Source organism: Streptomyces sp. NPDC006134, assembly GCF_040628835.1.
Taxonomy (GTDB): domain Bacteria; phylum Actinomycetota; class Actinomycetes; order Streptomycetales; family Streptomycetaceae; genus Streptomyces.
This window is the reverse complement of sequence record NZ_JBEXTV010000045.1, coordinates 1-22,118: the sequence shown is the minus strand read 5'-3', so window position 1 is coordinate 22,118 and position 22,118 is coordinate 1. Positions and strand designations below refer to the sequence as shown.

Genomic DNA, 22,118 nt, shown 5'->3' with positions numbered 1-22,118 from the left:
ACGGGAGGACCTCGGGTGACCGAACCCAGCGATCCGAACGGACCCGGCGCACCGGGAGGGCCCGGCGGCCCGCCCGCGCCGCACCGCCGCGAGCCCCTCGGCGTCGCCCTTGTCGGAGCCGGCATGATCGCCGCCGTGCACCGGCGTGCCGCGCTCCTGGCGGGCGCCGACGTCGTCGGCGTCCTGGCCTCCACGCCCGAGCGGTCCCGCGAGACCGCCGCGCGGTGGAACATCCCACGCGCCTACGACGACATCGACGCCGTCCTCGCCGACGACCGGGTCCAGGTCGTGCACATCTGCACGCCCAACGCCACGCACGCCCCGTACGCGGAGGCGGCGCTGCGCGCCGGCCGCCACGTCGTGTGCGAGAAACCGCTGGGCACCGACGCCGGGCAGGCGCGGCGGCTGGCGGACCTCGCCGAGGAGCGCGGCCTGGTCGCCACCGTGCCGTTCGTCTACCGCTACCACCCGCTGGTGCGCGAGATCCGCGCCCGCCGGCTGGCCGGCGAGTTCGGCGAGTGGTACCTGGCGCACGGCAGCTACCTCCAGGACTGGATGCTCTCTCCGGATGCCTCCAGCTGGCGCGTCGACCCCGGACTCGGCGGCCCCTCCAGGGCGTTCGCCGACATCGGCTCCCACTGGTGCGACCTGGTGGAGTGGGTGACCGGCGAGCGCTTCACCGAGGTCCTGGCCCGCACCTCCATCGCCGTACCGACCCGGCCGGCGCCCGCCGGCCCGAGCTTCACCCGCTCGACCGCCCCGGCCGCGGGACGCGTCCCCGTACGGACCGAGGACAGCGCCGCCGTCCTGCTGCGCACCGCCGGCGGCCTGCTCGGCTCCACCGTGGTCTCCCAGGTCTCGGCGGGCCGCAAGAACCGCCTCTGGTTCGAACTGGACGGCTCCCTGGGCAGCGCGGTGTTCGACCAGGAGAACCCGGAGACGGCCTGGCTCGGCAGTGCCGAAGGCCACCGCATCCTGGTCCGCGACCCCGAACACGGCTCCGCCGAGCAGCGCCGCCTGTCCGCGCTGCCCGCCGGGCACGCCCAGGGGTACGCGCAGTGCTTCGAGGCGTTCGTCGCCGACACCTACGCCGCCGTCCGCGGCGACCTCACCCCCGAACAGGAGGACGGACTGCCGACCTTCGCCGACGGCCTGCGCTCGGCCCGGCTGGTCGAGGCGGTCCTGCGTTCCTCCGAAAACGACACCTGGACGAAGGTGGAACCGTGAGCACCATCACCCTCGGCATGCTGACCGCCTGCCTGCCCCAGTGGAACCTGGCCGAGATCGCCGCCTGGGCGCGGGAGGCGGGCTACCAGGCACTGGAGGTGGCGGTCTGGCCCGCCACCGGCGGACGCGACTTCGAGGCCGGCCACCTGCCCGTCGCCGACTTCGGCCCCCGCCAGGCGGAGGAGACCCGCGACCTGTTCGCCCGCCACGGCCTGGAGCTGTCGGCGCTCGCCTACTACGAGAACAACCTCCACCCCGACCCGCGGCGCCGCGAGGAGATCCGCACCCACCTGCGGCACGCCATCGACGCCGCCCACGCCCTCGGCGTTCCCCACGTCGGCACCTTCATCGGCCGCGACTGGACCAAACCGGTCGCCGACAACCTCGCCGAGGCCGAGCGGATCCTGCCCGAACTCGTCGAGTACGCAGGCGAACGCGACGTGAAGCTCGTCATCGAGAACTGCGTCATGGAGGGCTGGCACCCCGACGGCTACCCCGGGAACCTCGCCTACTCGCCCGAGCTGTGGGAGTGGATGTTCGACCTGGGCTTCTACCTCAACTGGGACCCCTCCCACCTGACGTGGATCGGCATCGACCCGGTGGAGACCATCGCCCCCTACATCGACCGCATCGCCCACGCCCAGGCCAAGGACGTCGAACTGGACGCCGCAGCCCGGCAGCGCTACGGCTTCTTCGGCAAGACCGCCAAGGACGGCAACCCCTGGGACATGGGCTGGTGGCGCTACCGCGTGCCCGGACTGGGCCAGGTGGACTGGCGGCGCGTCGTGGACCGGCTCTACGAACACGGCTTCACCGGCACGCTCTCCGTCGAGCACGAGGACCCCGTCTGGAGCGGCGACCCCGAGCGCGTCACCCAGGGCCTGCGCATCGCCCACCGCACCCTGCGGCCCCTCCTCGTCGACTGACGCCGGCCACCGGTCCCCCTGCCGGTCCCGGCCCCTCCCTGCCGGCCGCCGGTCCCTCCCCCCCGAGTCAGGAAGTACATGTCTCCCGCCCCCGTCCCCCTGTCCGTCCAGCTCTTCAGCATCCGTGACCAGCTCGCCGCCGACCGCGCGGCCGCGCTGGCGCGCCTGGCGCGGATCGGCTTCCGGTACGTCGAGCCGTTCGGCCTGTGCGCCCCCGGCCGGTCCGCCGCCGAACGCCTCGCGGAGGTCCGCGCCCTGCGGGCCGCGCTGGACACCGCGGGTCTCGCGGTCTCCGCCGTGCACGCGGGGCTGCCCGGCGACCTCGGCGAACTCGTCGAGGAGTGCCGGGCCCTGGGCGCCGGCACGGTGTTCGTCCCGCACCCCCACATGGTCGCCGGGCCGGTCCCGTTCGACGAGGACACCTTCACCGGCGTCACCACTCCCGACGGCGTCGCCGCCCTCGACGCCTTCGCTGCCCGCATGGGCGCCGCGGCCGAGGAACTCGCGGCCCACGGCATCGCCCTCGGCTACCACAACCACTGGTTCGAATGGGCCCGCCTGCCCGACGGCACCACCGCGTGGGACCGCTTCTGGTCCCGCGCCGGCGACGCGCTGCGCGCGGAGCTCGACGTCTACTGGGTGGTGGCCGCCGGCGCCGACCCGGCCGCCGTCCTCACCGGCCTCGGGGAACGCACCCTGGCCCTGCACGTCAAGGACGGTCCGGCCGAGCCCTGGCAGCCGCAGACCCCCATCGGCACCGGCCGCGTGGACCTCGCCGCGGCCCTGCGGCACCTGCCCGGCAGCGTGCGCTGGTGCGTCGCCGAGATCGACGACACCGACCTCGACCCGTACGGACTGCTCGACGGCAACGCCCGTACGCTCGTGGCGCGCGGACACGCCCGCTGGGAACTCTGAGCCGAGCGGCTCCGAGCGGCTCCGAGCGACTTTGAGTGAAACGCCCGGACGCCCGGACGCCCGGACGCCCCAAGGCCCGGGCCTTGGGGCACGCTTACTCATCCCATCCCATCCCATCCCGCCTCACCCCGCCGCCGACGCGTTCACCGCCCGTACGAGAGGAGAACCCAGTGCCGGTTCACCCCTTGCCGCCCCTGGACGGCCCCGCCCGTGTCCCCAAGCCGCCGTCGGCCGCCGGCGCCGCGGCCGGCGCTCCCGTGCCCACCGCGGGCGGCGCGCGATGACCGGGCCGGACGCGCGCCCCTGGCTGCGCCCCCTCGGCGGCACCGGGCTGACCGTGTCCGCGGTGTGCGCGGGCGGTGCCGTACTCGGCAGCATGCCGGAGGCGTTCGGCTACGAGGTGCCGCGCGACCGGGCGGTCGACACGGTGCGGCGCGTGCTGGCGGGACCGATCAACTTCCTGGACACCTCCAACGACTACGGGGCCGGAGAGAGCGAACGGCGCATCGGCGCCGCACTGGCCGAACAGGGCGGCCTGCCCGACGGCTTCGTCCTCGCCAGCAAGGTCGACCCCGGCCCGGACGGGGACTTCTCCGGCGCCCGGGTACGGGCCTCCCTGGAGGAGAGCCTGGAACGCCTCGGCCTGTCCCGGCTCCCCCTGCTCCACCTGCACGACCCGGAGCGGATGGACTTCGGCCACGCCACCGCGCCCGGCGGCCCGGTGGACACGCTGGTGGAGCTGCGGCGCGAAGGTCTGGTGGACCACATCGGCGTGGCCGGCGGCCCCGCGCCCCTGATGCGCCGCTACGTGGAGACCGGCGTGTTCGAGGTCCTGATCACCCACAACCGCTGGACCCTCGTCGACCGCAGCGCCGGCGAACTGATCGACGACGCCCACGCGCGCGGGATGGCCGTCGTCAACGCGGCGGTCTTCGGCGGGGGCGTGCTGGCCCGCGGCACGGCACGGACCACCTCGTACGCCTACCGGCCGGCACCGCTCGAAGTGCTCGGCCGCATCCGGGAGATGGAACGGGTCTGCGCACGCCACGGCGTGCCGCTCGCCGCGGCGGCGCTCCAGTTCTCCCTGCGCGATCCGCGGATCGCCTCGACCGTCGTCGGCTTCTCCCGGCCGGAGCGGGTGGACGAGACCCTCCGTCATGCCTCCTGGCCGGTGCCCCGGGACCTGTGGGACGAACTGGAACCGCTCGCCGCCCCCCGCCGGTACTGGCTCGACGGGGGGTGACCGGCGGCCACGGGGCCGGACGGACCCCTGCCTACAATCGGATGATCGGCACATGGAGATGACCGCCGGCTCGGCGCGGCCGTGCGGTGAGCGGGGCGGGGCAGGGCGGGAAGGCATCGTGACGAACGACAGGGGAGCGCGGCGGGAGGGCCCGGCACGGCGTCCCACGCTGTCCGCCGTCGCCGCGCTGGCCGGCGTCTCGCCGTCCACCGTCTCCCGCGTGGTGCGCGGTGAGGTACCCGTCAGCGGCGAGCGCGCCCGCGCCGTCCAGGACGCCATCGAACGCCTCGGCTACGTACCGAACTTCGCCGCCCGGCAGCTCGTCACCGACCGCGCGGACGCCGTGGGCGTCGTCATCCCCGAGGACCAGACACACGTCTTCGGCGAGCCCTTCTTCACCCGGCTGATCCAGGGTGTGGCCGCCGGACTGGCGGCCACACCCTTCCGGTTCGTCCTGGTCGTGGGCCGCTGCGCGGACGACCGGCAGTGGCTGGAGCAGTATGTGCGCGGCCGGCACATCGACGGGGTGATGCTGCTGGCGCCGCAGCGCGGGGACCCGCTCGGACAGACCCTCCAGGCATCCGGCGTCCCCGTGGTCTTCATCGGCCGCCCTTTCGGACTGTCCGGAGCACGCTACCTCGACGCCGACAACGCCGGCGGCACCCGCCGCGCGGTCCACCACCTGTACGAGCGGGGACGCCGGCACATCGCCATGGTGACCGGCGTCCGGACGATGCGATCGAGCCACGACCGCCACCAGGGGTACCGGCGTGGCCTGGCCGACGTGGGCCTGCGCCCGGACGGTGCCCTGGTCGTCGAGAGCGACTACACCACCGAGGGCGCCGCGCGGGCCACGGCGCGGCTGCTGGAGCGCGGGGTGCCGGTGGACGCGGTGGTGGCCGCCTCGGACACCGTCGCCTACGGGGTGCTGCGCGCCCTGCGCGCCGCGGGGCGGCGGGTGCCCGACGACGTGGCGGTCGTCGGGTTCGGCGACGATCCGAGCAGCGGCGAGATCGATCCGCCGCTGACCACCGTGGCGCAGCCGGTGGAGAAGATGGGCGGAGAGCTGGCCCGGCTGGTCGTCGCGGCCGTGAACGGCGAGGAACGGCCGCGACGTGTCGTCCTCCCGACGGAACTCGTCGTCCGCCGCACCACCTGAATCCTCACCGGACCGTGCGGCCCCCCGGGCCGTGCGGCTCGTGCGGCCCGTGAGGCTCGTGCGGCGATCGGGCACCGGGCATCAGGCATCGGGCACCGCCCGCCGCGTCGCGCGCCGGGGTGGCGCAGCTCACGTGTGGGAGCGCGGCCGGGCGCGTACAAGTCGTTCATGGGACCGGGACGCGCCGCTTCCGGGGCCGGAGCGAGAGAGGGAGCCGAGGATGCCGACGAGCCGCGATACGGGGGACGACGAGTCCGTGGGGGCGCTGCACGGAATACGGATCGCGGACTTCTCCCGCGTGCTGGCCGGGCCCTACGCGACGATGCTCCTGGCCGACCTGGGCGCCGAGGTCGTGAAGGTGGAGCGCCCCGGAAGCGGTGACGAGACCCGGTCCTGGCGCCCGCCCGCCGACGCCTCCGGCACCTCCACCTACTTCCTCGGCGTCAACCGCAACAAGCGCTCCGTCGCCCTGGACCTGACCACCGGCGAAGGCCGGGAGAGGGCCCGCGAGCTGATCGCCCGCTCGGACGTGGTCGTGGAGAACTTCCGCCCCGGCACCATGGACAGGCTCGGACTCGGCCCCGGCGAACTCCTCGCGGCCGACCCGCGGCTCGTCTACTGCTCCGTCACCGGCTTCGGCACCGGCGCGGGCGCGGCCCTGCCCGGCTACGACCTGCTGGTCCAGGCCGTCGGCGGCCTGATGAGCGTCACCGGCGAGCCCGGCGGGGAACCCGTCAAGACGGGCGTCGCCCTCGTCGACGTCATCACCGGCCTGCACGCCTGCCTCGGCATCCTGGCCGCCCTGCGCCACCGGGAGCGCACCGGCCGCGGCCAGCTCGTCGAGGTGAGCCTGCTCGGCTCGCTGCTGTCGGCGCTGGCGAACCAGGCCTCCGGCTACGTGGCCGCCGGAGTGGTGCCGGGGCGGCTCGGCAACGCCCACCCGAGCATCGCGCCGTACGAGACCTTCCACGCCGCCGACCGGCCGATCGCCCTCGCGGTCGGCAACGACCGGCAGTTCGCCGCGCTGACCGCGCTGCTGGGGCGGCCCGGACTCGCCGACGACGCGCGGTTCCGCACCAACCCCGACCGCGTCGCCCACCGGGCGGACCTGCGCGCCGTCCTCCAGGAACGGCTGCGCACCCGCACGGCCGACCACTGGGCCGAGGTCCTGCCCGCGGCCGGAGTGCCGGCCGGGCCGGTCAACGCCCTCGACGAGGCCTTCGCGTACGCCGAACGCCTCGGCCTCCAGGCCGTGGTGGACGCCGGCGGCACCCCCCAGGTCGCCCACCCCGTCCGCTTCGGCGCCACCCCGGCGCGCTACCGGCTCGCGCCGCCTGGGCTGGGCGAGCACACGGACGCCGTCTTCCCCGCCCGGCGGGAACCGGACGCCTGACGCGCGAACGCCCACCCGGCTGCCCCACGGCAGCCGGGTGGGCGTGTGCCGGTCGCCGCGCGGGACGCCCGGGTCACCGGGGCGACGGCCCGGTGCCTTTCCGCGCCGGCGCGCGGACCGCACGCCTTACGTGCGGTTCCCCTTCGGCTTGCCCCGCTGGTCGGGGGTGCCGTGCGGCGGCGGGCTCATGGGCTGAGGGGAGGTCGCCGGCGACACGGGGGAGCCCGCGTGGCCCGCGCTCTGCTCGGGCCGCAGCGCGCCGGGGTCGCCCGGCGACGGCTCGGCACCGGACTTCAACTGCTCCAGGCGGGATGCCAGCACCTCCGTCACCGGCAGGCGGTCGGCGTGCGACCGCTCGTACGCCAGCAGCTCCTCCACCTCCTCGACGCCCAGCGACCGGATCCGGCTCTCCAGCCCGCCGATCGGCAGATGGTCGTAATCGGGCAGTGGGAGGGTGTTGCGGGCGGGGTCGGCCATGGTTCTCACTTCCTCTGTACGGCGGCCTGCGCAGCGCGGCCGGGGACACAGCGGTCGGAACGGCGTCTGATCAGCGCGCGCCCGGTCCGCCGCTGCCGAACGAGCCGCTGCTGCCCTCGTCCCAGCGGGGCCGTTCGCCCGTCGGGGCGGAACGATCGCCCATGGTGCCGTGCCCCCTCAGCTCGTGCGGCGTCAGGCGCTCGTCGGTCCGGGGCATCTCGTCGGGTTCCCGGTTCTCCCTCACCTCTCGGACCGGGCCTCCGTCGGGAAGCCGGGGCTGCTCCTCCGGGCGCGGCCGGGGCGGCTCCCGGCGCTTGCTGCGAATGCCGATCGCGAAAGCGCCGATCAGCAGGGCCACCACCACGACGGCGGCCACGACCAGCCCGACACCGAGGGCGCCACGGCCCGCGGCCAGATCCATCCATGCGGTAGTCATGGCACGCGAGTACCCCGCGCGGCCCCGGCCAACCTGCTCACCCCGACCGGGCCGCTCGCGTCTGCGAACGGTTCGCCTTGCGGACCGCGTCGAGCAGCTCCGCCTTGCTCATCCGCGACCGGCCCTCGATCCCCAGCCGCCGGGCGATGTCGTACAGGTGCTCCTTGGACGCCTGCTCGTCGACGCCCTCGCCGCTGCGGCCGCCCTGCCGCCGCGGCCGGGCCGAGCGCGGATCCGAGGGGCCCTTGCGGCCGCCCTCCTTGCGCTCCCAGTGGTCGCCGACCTTCTCGTACGTGTGTTTCAGCGCGCCGTACGCCACCCGGTGCGCCCGCTCGCCCTCGCCGTACTCCGCCACGGCCGAGTCGTGCGCCTTGATCCAGGTGCGCTGGGCTTCCTCGGGCGACCGCTCCAGGGTCGACGGCAGTTCCTCACGTCCCGGCACGGGACCCACCTCCGTCCGTCAGGGTGTGCGGAAGAGTCCACGGGTGCCCGGCGCGGCGGTGCGGAAAACGGCCGGAAACCCTTGGGAACGCTGGGCGGCGGGCGGGTTTGACGCCCCCTCGCCAGGGCTACCCGCGCCTTGTGACATCGACGACATCCCAGCAGGAGCTGTTCCGGTTCCTGGAGGACCGCTTCGCCTGTGCGCAGGCGTGCACGGAGTGCGCCCGGGCGTGCGCGGTGCGCGCGAGCCTCGTGGACCCGGACGGGACCGAGAACCAGGAACTCGTACGACGCAAGGGCATCATGTGCGCGGAGGTGTGCGACGCGACCTGCCGTGTGCTGTCCGAGCAGAACCAGGTGGACGAGGAGGCGATCCGCGTCCAGGTGGAGTGGTGCCGGCAGGTGTGCCTGGAGAGCGCGCACGTCTTCGACGGGCACCCCGGCGCCGAGGACACCGCGGCGGCGTGCCGCGCCTGCGCCAGGGCCTGCACGGACTTCCTCGCCACCCTCGCCTGACCGCGCGGGCAGCGGTCCGCCTCCGGAGGCCCCCGCGCCCCGCGCCGCGGGCCGGGGCGGACCGGTGTCCGCGAAGGCCCCCAGGCATGCCCGCCCCACGGGCCGGGACGGCCGTGGAGACGAGGCACGCCATGTGCACGACGTCCCGCTCCGCCCCCCGGCGCAGGCACTCCTCGCCCCGGTGTGCGAGCCGCCGCGGCACCGCATGGCACACCTGACGTACCCGGCCCTGCTTCCCGCGTGCGCGAGCCGTACGGCAGACCGGCCCCCGGCCCCGCCCCCGTCACCCGGCGCCCGCCCGTCACGGGCGCCCCGCCGGGGCCCGTTCCCGCACGTCCGCACCGGCGGGACCCGCCCAAACCCCTCCTTCGCGCCCGCGCCCGGCACGGAGCCGGCCCGCACCGGGCCCCGTACAAACTCGGGCGACAGCTCGCCATACTGGACGAACCAGGGGAGGGCGGGACAACCAGCGACGGGGGCGGGCGCAGGAGATGGGGGACAGCAGGCTGATCCAGGGCCGGTACCGGCTGCTCGACCGGATCGGGCGCGGCGGCATGGGCGAGGTGTGGCGGGCACGGGACGAGTCGCTCGGCCGCCACGTCGCCGTCAAGTGTCTCAAGCCGCTGGGCACGGCCCACGAACAGTCCTTCACCCGCGTGCTGCGGGAGCGGTTCCGGCGTGAGGCGCGGGTGGCCGCCGCGCTCCAGCACCGCGGGGTGACCGTCGTCCACGACTTCGGCGAGTACGACGGCGTCCTCTTCCTGGTCATGGAGCTGCTCCGGGGGCGCAACCTCAGCCAGCTCCTGGAGGACAACAAGGGCCATCCGCTGCCGGTCGCCGACGTCGTCGACATCGCCGAGCAGGTCGCCGCGGCCCTCGCCTACACCCACGAGCAGGGCATCGTGCACCGCGACCTGAAACCCGCCAACATCGTGCGGCTGGCCGACGGCACCGTGAAGATCTGCGACTTCGGCATCGCCCGCCTCGGCCACGACGTCGGCTTCACCGCCCGGCTGACCGGCACCGGCATCGCCCTGGGCACCCCGCACTACATGTCCCCGGAGCAGATCGCCGGCACCGGGGTGGACCGGCGCAGCGACCTGTACTCGCTGGGCTGCGTCCTGTACGAGATCGCCACCGGAGTGCCGCCGTTCGACCAGGACGACGCCTGGGCCGTCCTCGTCGGCCACCGCGACACCCCGCCCCGCCCGCCGCGCGAGCACCGCCCCGAACTGCCCGAGTACCTGGACGAGATCATCCTGGAGCTGCTGGCCAAGCACCCCGGGCAGCGCCCGCGCGACGCCCGGGAGCTGGGCCGCCGGATCACCGCGGCCCGCACGGCACCGGCGTACGCCCCGGCCGCCGCTGCCATCGCCGCCGCCGACCGGACGCGGGTCCTGGAGCCGGCGGGCCGCGGGGCGCGGCTGCCCTCCTGGACCCACGGCATGACCACGGGCGTCAAGGCGGCCGGCCCCGGGCCGCGGACCGCGCCCCCGCACCCGGCGGCCGGGCTCGCGGACGAGTGGGTCCCGCGGCCCGCGGCGGGCGGGGCGAGAGCACCCGCCCTGGGCGAACGGCCCGTCCCGGACGAACGGCCCGCCCCGCCGCCCGAGGCCGTCGCCGCGCTCGCGCGCCGCCACAACGCCGGCCTGAGCCTGGGGCGCCTCGGCCGCTGGCCGGAGGCGGGGGAGGTGCACCGCGCGGTGGCCGCCGAGCGGGAACGCCTGCTCGGCCCCGACCACCCCGACACCCTCGCCAGCCGCTACGAGGCCGCCTTCGCCCTCAGCCGCACCGGCCGCGTCGCCGACGCGCTGCGCGCCTACAAGCGGGTGGCCGAGGCCCGGATACGGGTGCTCGGCCCCGACCACCCGGACACGCTCGCCGCCCGGCAGGAGATGGCGTACGTCCTCGGCCGGCTGGGCCGCCACACCGACGCCCACCAGGTCTACGCCTCGGTCCTCGCCGCCCGGGAACGCACCATGGGCGCCGACCACCCCGACACCCTGCGCTGCCGCCACAACCTCGCCTTCAACCTGGGCCGGCTCGGCCGCCCGGAGGACGCCCACCGCATGGCCCGCGAGGTGGCCGCCGCCCGCGCCCGCGTGCTCGGCCCCGACCACCCCGACACGCTGGTCACCCGTTTCGAGGTGGCCTACGCGCTCGGCCAGCTGGGCCGCTGGCAGGAGGCCCTGCGGACCTACCAGGACGTCGCCGACTCCCGCGCCCGGGCGCTCGGCCCCGACCACCCCGACACCCTCGCGGCCCGCCACGAGGTCGGCATCAGCCTCGGCCGGCTCGGCCGCAGCGCCGAGGCGCTGGCGCTCTACCGGGAACTGGCGCGGGACCGCGCCCGGGTCCAGGGCCCCGACCACCCCGAGACGCTGCGCGCCCGGCACGGACTCGGCGTCAACCTCGGGCGGCTCGGCCGCTGGGAGGAGGCGGTCGCCGAGTCCCGCGAGGTGTGCGCGATCCGTGAGCGGGTGCTCGGCCCCGACCACCCGGACACGCTGGTCAGCCGCCGCGAGGTCGCCGTGGGCCTGGGCTGGCTGGGCCGCTGGGCCGACGCGCTGGCCGAGTACCGCACGGTGGCCGCCGCCCGCGAGCGGATCCTCGGCCCCGGCCACCACGACACCCTGGCCAGCCGCGACGACGAGGCCCACTGCCTGCAGCAGCTCGGCCGCGGCGCCGAGGCCGTCGAGCTGTACCGCAGGGTGGCGGTGGTACGGCAGCGGCAGGGCGCCCTCTGACCGACGGGGCCGACGGGACTGCCGGGACTGCCGGGACCGCCGGCGGCCGACGGTCTGGCGGCGTCCGATCACCGCGTGCTAGCAAGGACCATGACCGCACACCGGGCACGGGGAACGTACGACGCCGTCGTCGTCGGCGCGGGCCACAACGGCCTGGTCGCCGCCGCCTACCTGGCCCGGGCCGGACGCTCGGTGCTGGTGCTGGAGCGGCTGGACCACACCGGCGGCGCGGCCGTCTCCGCACGGCCGTTCCCGGGCGTCGACGCCCGGCTGTCCCGCTACTCCTACCTGGTCAGCCTGTTGCCCCGGAAGATCGTGCGCGACCTCGGCCTGAGCATCCGCCTCCGCGCCCGCGCCGTCTCCTCCTACACACCCGCCGAGCGGGACGGACGGCCCACCGGGCTCCTCGTCGGCGGCGGCGAGCGGCGGACCCGCGAGTCGTTCGCCCGCGTCACCGGCTCCGAGCACGCGTACGAGGCATGGCAGCGCTTCCACGGCATGACCGGACGCGTCGCCCGGCGTGTCTTCCCCACCCTCACCGAACCGCTGCCCACCCGGGCGGAACTGCGCCGCCGGATCGACGACGAGGACGCCTGGCGAGCCCTGTTCGAGGAGCCGATCGGCGTCGCGATCGAGGAGCACTTCGCCGACGACCTGGTGCGCGGCGTGGTCCTCACCGACGCCCTGATCGGCACCTTCGCCGACGCCCACGACCCCTCGCTGAAACAGAACCGCTGCTTCCTCTACCACGTGATCGGCGGCGGCACCGGCGCCTGGGACGTGCCCGTCGGCGGGATGGGCGCCCTGACCGGCGCGCTGGCCGCCGCCGCCCGCACGGCGGGCGCCGAGATCGCCACCGGGCACGAGGCGGTACGGATCACCACGGACGGCCGGTCGGCCGAGGTCGCCTACCGGACCGCCGACGGGGAGGGCGTCGCCGCCGCCCGGCACGTCCTGGTGAACGCCTCCCCGCACGAGCTGGCGGCGCTGACCGGCGACGAGGCCCCCGCCCCCGCCGAAGGCGCCCAGCTCAAAGTGAACATGCTGCTCACACGGCTGCCGAGGCTGCGGGACCGCGCGGTCGACCCGCGCGAGGCGTTCGCCGGGACCTTCCACGTCGCCGAGGGGTACGGGCAACTGGCCACCGCCCACGCCGAGGCGGCGGCCGGCCGTCCGCCCGCCGTCCCGCCCGCGGAGCTCTACTGCCACACGCTCACCGACCCCACGATCCTCGGCCCCGGCCCGGCCGGACGCGGCCACCACACCCTCACCCTCTTCGGCCTGCACACCCCGGCCCGGCTGTTCGCCCGGGACAACGACGCCGTGCGCGAGGAACTGCTGGAGGCGACGCTCGCCCAGCTCGACGCCCACCTGGCCGAGCCGCTCGCCGGCTGCCTGGCCGACGACGCGGACGGGCGGCCGTGCATCGAGGCGAAGTCCCCGCTCGACCTGGAGCGGGAGCTGCGGCTGCCCGGCGGCCACATCTTCCACCGCGACCTGTCCTGGCCCCATACCGAGGAGGGCACCGGCCGCTGGGGCGTGGAGACCCGCCACCCTAACGTGCTGCTGTGCGGGGCGGGCGCGGTGCGCGGCGGCGGGGTGAGCGGGGTGCCCGGGCACAACGCGGCCATGGCGGTGCTGGAGGCGCCGGACCGGCCGGCCGGCTGACGGACGCATGCGTCGCCGGGGGAGGGGTACCGCGACATACGGCATAACGGAAATCCCGTGACATATCCCTAAAAGGAGGCTGTCATGGCGGACCTCAGCCCCATCGACCTGCAGAAGGCCCTCAGCGGCATGGACTACCCGACGGACAAGAAGCACCTGGTGGAACGTGCCCGGAAGAACAAGGCGGACGAGAAGGTGGTCAGCCGCCTCGACGGCCTGAAGCAGGACCGCTTCGACGGACCGAACGAGGTGCAGAAGGCCGTCTTCAACGAGTAGGCGAGAAGGCGGGCAGGCGGCAGACGAGAAGGCGGACAGACGAGAAGGCGGGCAGATGAGCAGGCGGACAGGGGACAGGCCCTAATCCGCCGACGGCGTCCAGCCCGCCGCCTCGATCCGCGCCGCGTCCGCCGGGCGGGCCCCGTCGAAGAGGACGCCGTCGGCCGCCCGGACCCGAAGCCCGTCGACGTACGCCCCGCGGCCCACGTACAGCCGGTCGGTCGTGTACCGCCAGCGCAGCGTGAGCCGGCGGGCGGCCGGGAGGCCGGCGGCGACCCGGTGCCAGACGCGCCCGGACCAGCCGCCGGCCGAGCCCGACGGGTGCTGCTGCGGCTCCTCGCCCGGGCGGTCGGCCGTGAACGGGACGGGCCGCCAGGTGGAGCCGCCGTCGTCCGTCGCCTCCAGGACGAGGACGTCGGCCCCCGGCTCGGTGTCCCACCACAGATCGCAGGTCAGCCGCGCCCCGCCGGACGAGGTGTCCAGCGCGGGCAGCGCGAGGGTGGCCGTGGCGGCGCCGCGCATCCCGGAGAACCAGGCGGTCCGGCCCCGTGCCGGGCGCACCGGCACGGCCCGCGCCAGGTTGTTCGCGGCGGCGACCCGCGGCGCGGAACCGGACCGCCAGCTGCGCACCGGATGCACCGAGTTGCCCAGCACCACGAGGAACGAGTCGGTCGTCGGGTCCAGGACCAGCGAGGTCCCGGTGAAGCCGGTGTGCCCGGCGGTGCGCGGCGTGGCCATCGCCCCCATGTACCAGTGCTGGTACAGCTCGAAGCCGAGCCCGTGCTCGTCGCCGGGGAAGGCCGTGTTGAAGTCGGTGAACATCAGCTCCACCGACTCCGGGCGCAGGATGCGGGCCCGGCCGTAGGAGCCGCCGTTGAGCAGCGTCCGGGCGAGCACCGCGAGATCCCAGGCACAGGAGAACACCCCCGCGTGCCCCGCGACCCCGCCGAGGCTGTGGGCGTTCTCGTCGTGCACCTCGCCCCACACCAGCCCCCGTTCCAGGCCCGACCAGGGCTTGCGGGCGTCCTCCGTGGCGGCGATCTCCGGTCTCCAGGAGGCGGGCGGGTTGTAGCGGGTGCGGCGCAGTCCCAGCGGGCCGGTGATCTCCTCGCGCAGCAGGGTGTCCAGGGTGCGGCCGGTGATCCGCTCCAGCACCAGCTGGAGGGAGATCAGGTTCAGGTCGGAGTAGAGGTAGGCGGTCCCGGGCGGGCTGATCGGTGCCTCGTCGTAGACCAGCCGGACCTTCTCCTCGTACGTCGGCGCGCTGTACAGCGGTATCCAGGCACGGAAACCGGAGGTGTGGGTGAGCAGGTGACGGATCGTCACGTCCTGCTTCCCGGCCCGGCCGAACTCCGGCAGGTACGAGGCGACCGCCGCCTCCAGCTCCAGTTTTCCCCGCTCCATCTGCTGCACGGCGAGCAGCGAGGTGAACAGCTTCGACACCGATGCCAGGTCGAACACGGTGTCCCGGGTCATGGGGATCTGCTGCCCGGCCGGGAACTCGACGCCGGTGTCGGTCTTCTCGTCGTACGCCCGGTAGCGCACCGCCATGCCGATCGGCTCGTGCAGCGCCACGGTGCCGCCGCGCCCGGCGAGCAGCACGGCGCCCGCGTACCAGGGGTGCTTGGGGGAGGGGCCGAGGAACGCCTCGGCGTCGGTGACGAGTTGCCGCAGGTGGGCCGGGAGCAGTCCGGCGCGTTCGGCGCTGCCGTGGCGCAGGGTGGGGCGCCGCTCGGCCCGGCCGGGGACGGCCGCCGCGGGCCCGGCCGCGAAGGGCGCGATCGCCAGTGCCCCGCCCAGCGCCAGGGCGCGGGCGCCCAGATGCCGCCGGGTGATCCCGCTCGTCGCTTCGTCCGTCATCGGAAGCCTCCCGCCGCCCAGGCTGAAAGTGTCTTTCCAAGAAAGCCGTGGAGTGCCGTGGAACGCCGTGCGGGGTGAAACTTTCCTGTCGGTGAGGGGGTGTGTCAATGGGGCGGGCGTGCGCGGGCCCCGCACGGGCCCGAGGACGGGCTCAGCCGCGCTCCTCGCCGCTCACGGCGGCCTCGTAGGCGAGCAGGGTGTCCACGAACATCCGGCGCTGATCCGGTGTCAGGGGGGCCAGGACCGTGCGCCAGGCGGCGGCGTCCGGCCGAAGCACGGCTGGAGCCGGCTGTGTCCTCGTCCAGTGCTCGGTCGCCGACCGGCAACGTGCGCCGGCCTGCGCGCCGGACGCCTTGCCCGCTTCGGTCCCCGGCACCTTCATCTCATCGGCGCGGCACTAGGGTGAGACGGTGGACTCTCCGTCGGAAGACCCGTTACCGCTGCTCGACGAAGACGACCGCGAGGCGGCCCTGCAGCGCCTGCAGGAGGCGTACGCCGATGAGCGCATCTCGCACGAGGAGATGGACGAACGTCTCGACCGGGTACTCACCGCCAAGACGCACGGCGAACTCGCGTCGGCCCTGGCCTCGCTCCCGAAGGAACGCCCGGGCACCACGTCGACGATCGCCGCCGCCGGCGGGCGGATCCGGCGGCGGGGCGCATGGCGGGTGCCTCGGGTCCTCAAGGCCGGGTCCGCGTACGGAAGGGTGCGCCTGGATCTGTCCCGGGCGATCATCGACCATCCGGTCGTCGACATCGAGCTGCACCTCGGAACCGGCGGGGCCAGGATCACGGTGCCTCGCGACGCGGTGGTCGACGTCGAGGGTCTGCACACCGGGTGGAAGGAACTGCGCTACAAGGCCCTGCGGCGTTCCCGCCCCGGCGGGCCGAAGATCCGCATCTCCGGGACCATGGGATTCGGACGGCTGAAGATCCGCCACGCGTGGCGTTGAAGGCTCCGTCCGGCACGAGCCTGCGGTGGGCCGTGTCCCGGACGGTCCGAACACGTCGGAGGCGAGGAACCGGTCCGGGAAACGGCCGAGGGCTTCCTCGGTCAGGACGGAGTCCTCGTCGTCAGGGCCGAGCAGGCGAGGACGGCGTCAGCGCGGCCGCCGCAGGTCCACGATCCGCCGGATCTTGCCCACCGACCGCTCCAGCGACTCCGGATCGACGATCTCCACGTCCACCGACACCCCGATGCCGTCCTTCACGGCCGCCGCGATGGACCGCGCCGCCGCCTCCCGCACCTGCGGACCGGCGCCGGGGCGCGCCTCGGCCCGCACCGTGAGGGCGTCCAGGCGGCCCTCCCGCGTGAGCCGCAGCTGGAAGTGGGGCGCGACCCCCGGCGTGCGCAGCACGATCTCCTCGATCTGGGTGGGGAAGAGGTTCACCCCGCGCAGGATCACCATGTCGTCGCTGCGGCCGGTGACCTTCTCCATCCGCCGGAACACCCGCGCCGTGCCCGGCAGCAGCCGCGTCAGATCCCGCGTCCGGTACCGGATCACCGGCATCGCCTCCTTGGTCAGCGAGGTGAACACCAGCTCGCCCTCCTCGCCCTCCGGAAGCACCTCGCCCGTGACCGGGTCCACGATCTCCGGGTAGAAGTGGTCCTCCCAGACGTGCAGACCGTCCTTGGTCTCCACGCACTCCTGTGCGACACCCGGGCCGATCACCTCCGACAGCCCGTATATGTCGACCGCGTCGATCGCGCACCGCTCCTCGATCTCCCGCCGCATCTCCTCGGTCCAGGGCTCCGCCCCGAAGACCCCCACCCGCAGCGAGGTGCCGCGCGGGTCGACGCCCTGCCGTTCGAACTCGTCCAGGAGCGTGAGCATGTAGGAGGGGGTGACCATGATGATCCGGGGCTCCAGGTCCTGGATCAGCCGCACCTGACGGGACGTCATCCCGCCGGACGCCGGGACGACCGTACAGCCCAGCCGTTCCGCGCCGTAGTGCGCGCCCAGGCCGCCGGTGAAGAGCCCGTAGCCGTACGCCACGTGCACCACGTCCCCGGGCCTCCCGCCGGCCGCCCGGATCGAGCGGGCCACCATGTCCGCCCACACCGACAGGTCGCCGTCGGTGTAACCGACGACCGTGGGCTGCCCGGTGGTGCCGCTGGAGGCGTGGATCCGGCGGACGCGCTCGCGCGGCACCGCGAACATCCCGTACGGGTAGTGCTCCCGCAGGTCCCCCTTGACCGTGAACGGGAACCGCGCCAGATCGGAGAGCGAACGGCAGTCCTCCGGACGCACCCCCGCCCGGTCGAAGGACTCCCGGTAGAACGGCACGTTCTCGTAGGCGTGCCGCAGCGACGACCGCAGCCGCTCCAGCTGCAGCGCCCGCAGCGCCTCGGCGTCGAGCCGTTCCCCGGCGTCCAGCAGTTCCGCCGTCGCATCCGCCATCGGGCGCCTCCTCACCGGCCGTTTCCCCACGGGCGACCGATCATTCGGTCGAGATCCGGAGATCAGTAATCCAGGCCGGCGCGCCCGGAGCAAGAGGGCAGGGGGTGTTTTCCCGGCGCCGCCACGAGGACGGACCGGTGCGAGGACCCGCGCCGAACCGAAAGGCACCGCTCACGTGGCCTGTCGGCGCCCGGAACAGATCGCTAGGCTGGCCGCGGACGACGACTCGGGAGGAGCACGGACGTGGCCGAGAGCACCACCCACCAGCGCCCGCTCATGGGCTGGGACAAGCCGGAGCTGGACCTCAGCAACGCGCAGTGGCAGTCCGGCAGCCGCGGCCTGGGGGATGTACAGATCGCCTTCGTCGAGGGGTTCATCGCCATGCGGAACGGCGCCCGCCCGGAAAGTCCCTCCCTGATCTTCACCCCCGCCGAGTGGGGCGCGTTCGTCTCCGGAGCGCGGGAGGGGGAGTTCGACCTCACCTGACCTCCCTGCGGCCGACCGGCCGATCCGGGGGTGTTCTCCCCGATTTTCCGGACACGCGACCGTGAGCACCCCCGACGGGCCGGGGCCTGAGCGAGGCTGGCCCGGGAGGGGGGAGGTCGTATCCCCGGAGGTGAGGAACCCCATGAGCAGCCTGCCGGTCATCGCGGCGGTCGACGGGTCGGACGACAGCCTGCGCGCCCTCGACTGGGCCCTCGACGCCGCCCGCAGGCGCCGGGCGCCGCTGCGGGTGGTGCACGTGCGGCAGTACGCCGCCTGGGCCCGGCCCGACGTCCTGGCCGCCGGCCTCCCGGACCCCGAAGACGACCCGGTGCTCGACCGGGCCCGCACCCGCCTGCGGGAACGAGGCGAGGGGACCGGCGCGGAGTACGTCGGCACGGAGGGTGCGCCCGGTGCCGTGCTGCCCGGACTCGGCGCCGAGGCCCAGCTGCTGGTGCTCGGCTCCCGGGGCCGCGGCGGCTTCGCCAGCCTGCTGCTCGGCTCCAACGGCCTCGCCGCCGCCCGCGACGCCGAGTGCCCCGTCGTCGTGGTGCCCCGCCCCGGACGCGAGGTCCACGGCGAGGCCCCCGAGGAGCCCGGCCCGCGGGTGGTCGTCGGCCTGCACGTGGACAGCCCCGACGAGGCCGCGCTCGCGTTCGCCTTCGCCGAGGCCGCCCTGCGCGACGCCCGCCTCCAGGTGATCGCCGCCTACCCGTGGCCCGCGCAGACCTGGGCCGCCGCCCCCGACGTACTCGTGTCGCCGGTGATCGACCAGGTCGCCGTGGAGAGCGAGACCCGCAGCCTCGCCGAGGGCTTCCTCGCCCCGCACCGCGAACGCCACCCCCGCGTCCGGGCCGGGGTCCACGTGGTGCCGGGGGACGCCGCCGGCCACCTCGTCGCCGCCTCCAAGGACGCCGACCTGGTCGTCGTCGGCCGCCACCGGCGGCGCCTGCTGGCCCCCGTCCGCATGATGGGCTCCGTCGCCCAGGCCGTACTGCTGCACGCGGCGAGCCCGGTCGCGGTGGTGCCGCCGGCGCCCCCGGAGGAGTGAGACGGGCGAGGACCCCGCCGCCGCGAGGCCCGGCGGACGCGGGAAAGGCCCGGCGGACGCCCGAACGGGGCGCCGCCCGCACACCACCGGGCGGGTCCGGGCACGTACCATGGCGGCATGTCGTTCCTCCGCCGCCGCAGTGCCACCCCCGCCGGGCCCGACTTCGACGTACTGGCCATGGACCCGGGCGACTGGCCCGGCAACCTGGGCGCCGGGCTGCTGCCCGCCCCCGACGGCACCTGCCAGGGCGTCTTCCTGCGGTACGACCTGTTCGGCGGCCGCGGCCCCGCCATGATCATCGGCAATCTGCCCGAGGGCTCCCCGGCCCGCGACCTCCCCGAGGGCCAGGTCCCCTTCGAGGTGGGCCAGCTGCTGCTGGCCCTGGAGAACGACGAGGAGGTGACCGTCGTCGGCACCGAGGACGTGCCGGTGATGCAGGGCGACAACCTGCTGATCGTGCGCCGCCTCAAGCTCTCCGAGAGCCGGATCTCCTGCGTGCAGTTCGACCGCAGCGACAACGTGCTGGTGACCATCGCCGCCTGGGACCGTCCCATCACCGACGACCTGTACGCCCTGCTGAAGCCGCTCCCGGCGGAGCTTTTCCAGCAGGGCTGACCGGCCCGCCGGAGCGCTTACCCCTGCGAGGGCACGACCCGCACGTCGGCGGCGCGCACGAACGCGATCCGGTGGCCGAACTGGATCTGGTAGTACCGGTCCTCGCCGGTCACCGTCCGGTGCGTGCCGGGGTCGAAGGCGACCGCGTAGTAGTACGTGCCCGGCACCTCGTCCCCGACGACGTACCGCTGGCCCTTCGGCAGCGTGTACGGCAGCGGTGACACCGCCTGGGCGGGCACGTCCGCCGGGTAGGCCGCCTTCTCCGGGTAGGCGCGCCCGTAGACCGGGACGCTCTCCACTCCCTCCCTCGGGGTCACCGTCCGGCCCGCCGCGGGCACCGCCACCGGGTTCTTCGCCGGGTTGCGGAACCAGGCCTTCTGGCCCAGGTACCAGATCGCCGTCCAGTCGCCCCACCGGTCGGCGACCGCGTACTGCTGGCCGGTGGAGACCCGCGAGGACAGGTCGTTCACCCCGGTCGTCGGGGCCGTGCCCAGGCCGATGTCCTTGATCAGAGGGGCCTTCTCATCGTGGTCGGCGTACAGCCGCACCGCGCTGGAACCGTGCGCCGCACACGGCTCGCCCCGCACCGCGCAGCCGGTGTACCCGGGCCGGTTGCGGGCGTAGTCGGGGCGGATCGTCACCAGGTCCGCGTTCCGGCCGGCGGTGGGCTCGAAGGGCCGGCCCAGCAGCCGGAAGTAGTGCCGCCAGTCCCAGTACGGGCCCGGGTCGGTGTGCATGCCCCGGATCGACCCGGCGGTCGGGCCCGGCACGTTGTCATGGCCGAGGACGTGCTGCCGGTCCAGCGGGATGCCGTACTTCTTGGCCAGGTACTTCACCAGCCGCGCCGAGGAGCGGTACATCGCCTCCGTGTACCAGGCGTCCGGCTCCGCCAGGAACCCCTCGTGCTCCAGGCCGATCGACCCCGCGTTGACGTACCAGTTGCCCGCGTGCCACGCCACGTCCTTCGTCTTCACGTGCTGGGCGATGTGCCCGTCGGTGGAGCGGAGCGTGTAGTGCCAGGAGACGTAGGTGGGGTCCTGCACCATGTTCAGCACCCCGTCCCAGGCGCCCTCCGTGTCGTGGACGACGATGGAGCGGATGGCCGGGGAGGCGGGCCGGTCCGCCAGGTCGTGGTTGCCGTAGTCGCCGTCCCCGAACTCCTCGTACGGCGCCGGGATCCACTCGCAGGACACCGTCTTCGGGCACTCCGTGCCGGCGGCGGAGGGGGCGCGCAGGCCCGCGCCCGCGAGCTGCGCGGTGTCGGGCTCGACGTCCGGCCGCGCCGGCAGGGCGACCCGCTGGCCGGCGTCCGTCGTACGCCGCTCACCCGTGCGGATCACCTCGTACACGTCGTCGGCGTACGCCGCGGCCGTCGCGGTGTCGTCGGCGCCGGAGAACCGGGCCACCGCCCCGTACCAGTCCGCGGGGTCCCGGCTCGGCGGCTCGCCCAGTTCCCGCTGGGCGGCGGCCAGCAGCGCGGCACCGCCCGCCACGTTGGCCGCCGGGTCGGTCCGCAGGGCCTCGGGACTCAGTCCGGTCAGCTCCGCCGCCCTCGGCAGCGTCCTCAGCCGGGCCGGCAGGGCGCCGGCGTCCGGGGGTGCGGGCCGCGGACGCAGCGGGGCGCGGGCGTCGTCGCCGCGGGGGTCCTCGGTGCCCTGGTCGTGATGTGACGTTTCTGCAAGGGCGGCGCGGGCGTCGGTGAGGTGCATCGGGCCGTAGCCGCCGGTCACGCTCGGGGCGCCGCCGTGCGCGTCCCAGCGGGACTGGAGGTAGGCCACGCCCAGCAGCACGCTCTGCGGCACGTGGTACTCGGCCGCCGCCGCGGCGAACGCCCGCTGGAGACGGTCGCCGGGCGCGGGCCGGGCGTCGGAGGGGGCCGCGCCGAGCAGCGGCGGCAGGAGCAGCGCCGCCACGGCCATGGCGCGGACCGCGCGGCGCGGACGTCCGGGATCGGGGGTGGAGCCGGCGTCGGTGACGGAACCTCGCAAAGCGGCCTCCTGGGGCGGTCGGGCACGGCGGGGTGTGCGGGGCCGGACTGGGTCAGTGGTACCGGCGGTCCGACGATCCGTCAATCGTGCCCGTGGACAGGAGAAATCCGACGTCAGCCGAGGGGAGGGGCGGGTTTCGCGGTGGGTGCGCTCCGGGCCTGCGGGGCGTCAGTGGCGTACACCACTGGGGCGTCGCGCGCCGGGTCCCGGCACACGAAGGTCCGCGGTGCGCCCCTGTCCGGTCGGGCGCCCCCCCGACCGACGCCACCCCCGCCCCGCGGGGCAACCGCCGCCC

21 protein-coding genes are annotated in these 22,118 nt (G+C 74.9%); 14 read left to right on the top strand and 7 right to left on the bottom strand.

What is annotated here, in order from left to right; all coding sequences use genetic code 11:
- The first annotated feature begins 15 nt into the window (after positions 1 to 15).
- The 6 genes from ABZ340_RS26165 (at position 16) to ABZ340_RS26140 (ending at position 6,863) form a co-directional block, all read left to right on the top strand.
- A complete protein-coding gene (locus tag ABZ340_RS26165) occupies positions 16 to 1,227 on the top strand; it encodes a Gfo/Idh/MocA family oxidoreductase (RefSeq protein ID WP_358784269.1) in 1,212 nt (403 codons plus the stop codon).
- The gene (locus ABZ340_RS26160) at positions 1,224 to 2,153 is read left to right on the top strand and encodes a sugar phosphate isomerase/epimerase (RefSeq protein WP_358784268.1); all 930 of its coding nucleotides are present in this window, start codon (positions 1,224 to 1,226) and stop codon (positions 2,151 to 2,153) included. The genes ABZ340_RS26165 and ABZ340_RS26160 overlap by 4 nt, the downstream gene beginning before the upstream one ends.
- A 78-nt stretch (positions 2,154 to 2,231) precedes the next feature.
- Complete coding sequence (locus tag ABZ340_RS26155; protein WP_358784267.1) at positions 2,232 to 3,068, top strand: sugar phosphate isomerase/epimerase; 837 nt, start codon at positions 2,232 to 2,234, stop codon at positions 3,066 to 3,068.
- Between the two features lie 280 nt (positions 3,069 to 3,348).
- Positions 3,349 to 4,311, top strand: coding sequence for an aldo/keto reductase (locus ABZ340_RS26150; protein ID WP_358784266.1), 963 nt, complete (start codon positions 3,349 to 3,351; stop codon positions 4,309 to 4,311).
- A 118-nt stretch (positions 4,312 to 4,429) separates the two neighbouring features.
- Positions 4,430 to 5,470, top strand: a complete 1,041-nt coding sequence (locus tag ABZ340_RS26145) for a LacI family DNA-binding transcriptional regulator (protein ID WP_358784265.1) — start codon at positions 4,430 to 4,432, stop codon at positions 5,468 to 5,470.
- A 220-nt stretch (positions 5,471 to 5,690) separates the two neighbouring features.
- Positions 5,691 to 6,863, top strand: coding sequence for a CoA transferase (locus ABZ340_RS26140; protein WP_358784264.1), 1,173 nt, complete (start codon positions 5,691 to 5,693; stop codon positions 6,861 to 6,863).
- A gap of 126 nt (positions 6,864 to 6,989) precedes the next feature.
- On the opposite strand, the gene ABZ340_RS26135 is transcribed toward ABZ340_RS26140, so the two are convergent.
- The 3 genes from ABZ340_RS26135 to ABZ340_RS26125 form a co-directional block, all read right to left on the bottom strand.
- Positions 6,990 to 7,340: a hypothetical protein gene (locus ABZ340_RS26135; protein WP_358784263.1), complete on the bottom strand. Its 351-nt coding sequence runs from the start codon at positions 7,338 to 7,340 to the stop codon at positions 6,990 to 6,992.
- A 70-nt stretch (positions 7,341 to 7,410) separates the two neighbouring features.
- A complete protein-coding gene (locus ABZ340_RS26130; protein WP_358784262.1) occupies positions 7,411 to 7,776 on the bottom strand; it encodes a DUF6479 family protein in 366 nt (121 codons plus the stop codon).
- A gap of 37 nt (positions 7,777 to 7,813) precedes the next feature.
- Complete coding sequence (locus tag ABZ340_RS26125; RefSeq protein ID WP_358784261.1) at positions 7,814 to 8,218, bottom strand: ChaB family protein; 405 nt, start codon at positions 8,216 to 8,218, stop codon at positions 7,814 to 7,816.
- A 140-nt stretch (positions 8,219 to 8,358) separates the two neighbouring features.
- Here ABZ340_RS26125 and ABZ340_RS26120 point away from each other — a divergent pair, with 140 nt between their 5' ends.
- The 4 genes from ABZ340_RS26120 to ABZ340_RS26105 all read left to right on the top strand — a co-directional run bounded on the left by ABZ340_RS26120 (position 8,359) and on the right by ABZ340_RS26105 (position 13,424).
- Positions 8,359 to 8,733, top strand: a complete 375-nt coding sequence (locus tag ABZ340_RS26120) for a ferredoxin (RefSeq protein WP_358784260.1) — start codon at positions 8,359 to 8,361, stop codon at positions 8,731 to 8,733.
- A gap of 491 nt (positions 8,734 to 9,224) precedes the next feature.
- Positions 9,225 to 11,480: a serine/threonine-protein kinase gene (locus ABZ340_RS26115; RefSeq protein WP_358784259.1), complete on the top strand. Its 2,256-nt coding sequence runs from the start codon at positions 9,225 to 9,227 to the stop codon at positions 11,478 to 11,480.
- 90 nt (positions 11,481 to 11,570) lie between these two features.
- Entirely contained in the window at positions 11,571 to 13,148 is a 1,578-nt protein-coding gene (locus ABZ340_RS26110) for an NAD(P)/FAD-dependent oxidoreductase (protein WP_358784258.1), read from the top strand.
- 84 nt (positions 13,149 to 13,232) lie between these two features.
- Positions 13,233 to 13,424, top strand: a complete 192-nt coding sequence (locus ABZ340_RS26105) for a DUF2795 domain-containing protein (protein ID WP_029387135.1) — start codon at positions 13,233 to 13,235, stop codon at positions 13,422 to 13,424.
- Positions 13,425 to 13,505: 81 nt separating this feature from the next.
- Here ABZ340_RS26105 and ABZ340_RS26100 read toward each other — a convergent pair whose 3' ends face one another.
- The gene (locus ABZ340_RS26100; RefSeq protein WP_358784257.1) at positions 13,506 to 15,284 is read right to left on the bottom strand and encodes a serine hydrolase; all 1,779 of its coding nucleotides are present in this window, start codon (positions 15,282 to 15,284) and stop codon (positions 13,506 to 13,508) included.
- A gap of 151 nt (positions 15,285 to 15,435) precedes the next feature.
- On the bottom strand, positions 15,436 to 15,561 hold the full coding sequence (locus ABZ340_RS26095) for a hypothetical protein (protein WP_358784256.1): 126 nt from the start codon (positions 15,559 to 15,561) through the stop codon (positions 15,436 to 15,438).
- Between the two features lie 133 nt (positions 15,562 to 15,694).
- On the opposite strand from ABZ340_RS26095, the gene ABZ340_RS26090 reads away from it, so the two are divergent.
- On the top strand, positions 15,695 to 16,237 hold the full coding sequence (locus ABZ340_RS26090; RefSeq protein ID WP_358784255.1) for a DUF1707 domain-containing protein: 543 nt from the start codon (positions 15,695 to 15,697) through the stop codon (positions 16,235 to 16,237).
- A gap of 147 nt (positions 16,238 to 16,384) precedes the next feature.
- Here the strand turns inward: ABZ340_RS26090 and paaK are convergent, their stop codons facing one another.
- Positions 16,385 to 17,686, bottom strand: a complete 1,302-nt coding sequence (gene paaK, locus ABZ340_RS26085; protein WP_358784254.1) for a phenylacetate--CoA ligase PaaK — start codon at positions 17,684 to 17,686, stop codon at positions 16,385 to 16,387.
- Between the two features lie 243 nt (positions 17,687 to 17,929).
- On the opposite strand from paaK, the gene ABZ340_RS26080 reads away from it, so the two are divergent.
- The 3 genes from ABZ340_RS26080 to ABZ340_RS26070 all read left to right on the top strand — a co-directional run bounded on the left by ABZ340_RS26080 (position 17,930) and on the right by ABZ340_RS26070 (position 19,835).
- Positions 17,930 to 18,172, top strand: a complete 243-nt coding sequence (locus ABZ340_RS26080) for a DUF397 domain-containing protein (protein ID WP_358784253.1) — start codon at positions 17,930 to 17,932, stop codon at positions 18,170 to 18,172.
- A 142-nt stretch (positions 18,173 to 18,314) separates the two neighbouring features.
- Entirely contained in the window at positions 18,315 to 19,220 is a 906-nt protein-coding gene (locus ABZ340_RS26075) for a universal stress protein (protein WP_358784252.1), read from the top strand.
- Between the two features lie 117 nt (positions 19,221 to 19,337).
- On the top strand, positions 19,338 to 19,835 hold the full coding sequence (locus tag ABZ340_RS26070; protein WP_358784251.1) for a hypothetical protein: 498 nt from the start codon (positions 19,338 to 19,340) through the stop codon (positions 19,833 to 19,835).
- A 17-nt stretch (positions 19,836 to 19,852) separates the two neighbouring features.
- Here ABZ340_RS26070 and ABZ340_RS26065 read toward each other — a convergent pair whose 3' ends face one another.
- Complete coding sequence (locus ABZ340_RS26065; protein WP_358784309.1) at positions 19,853 to 21,754, bottom strand: N-acetylmuramoyl-L-alanine amidase; 1,902 nt, start codon at positions 21,752 to 21,754, stop codon at positions 19,853 to 19,855.
- Positions 21,755 to 22,118: the final 364 nt, after the last annotated feature.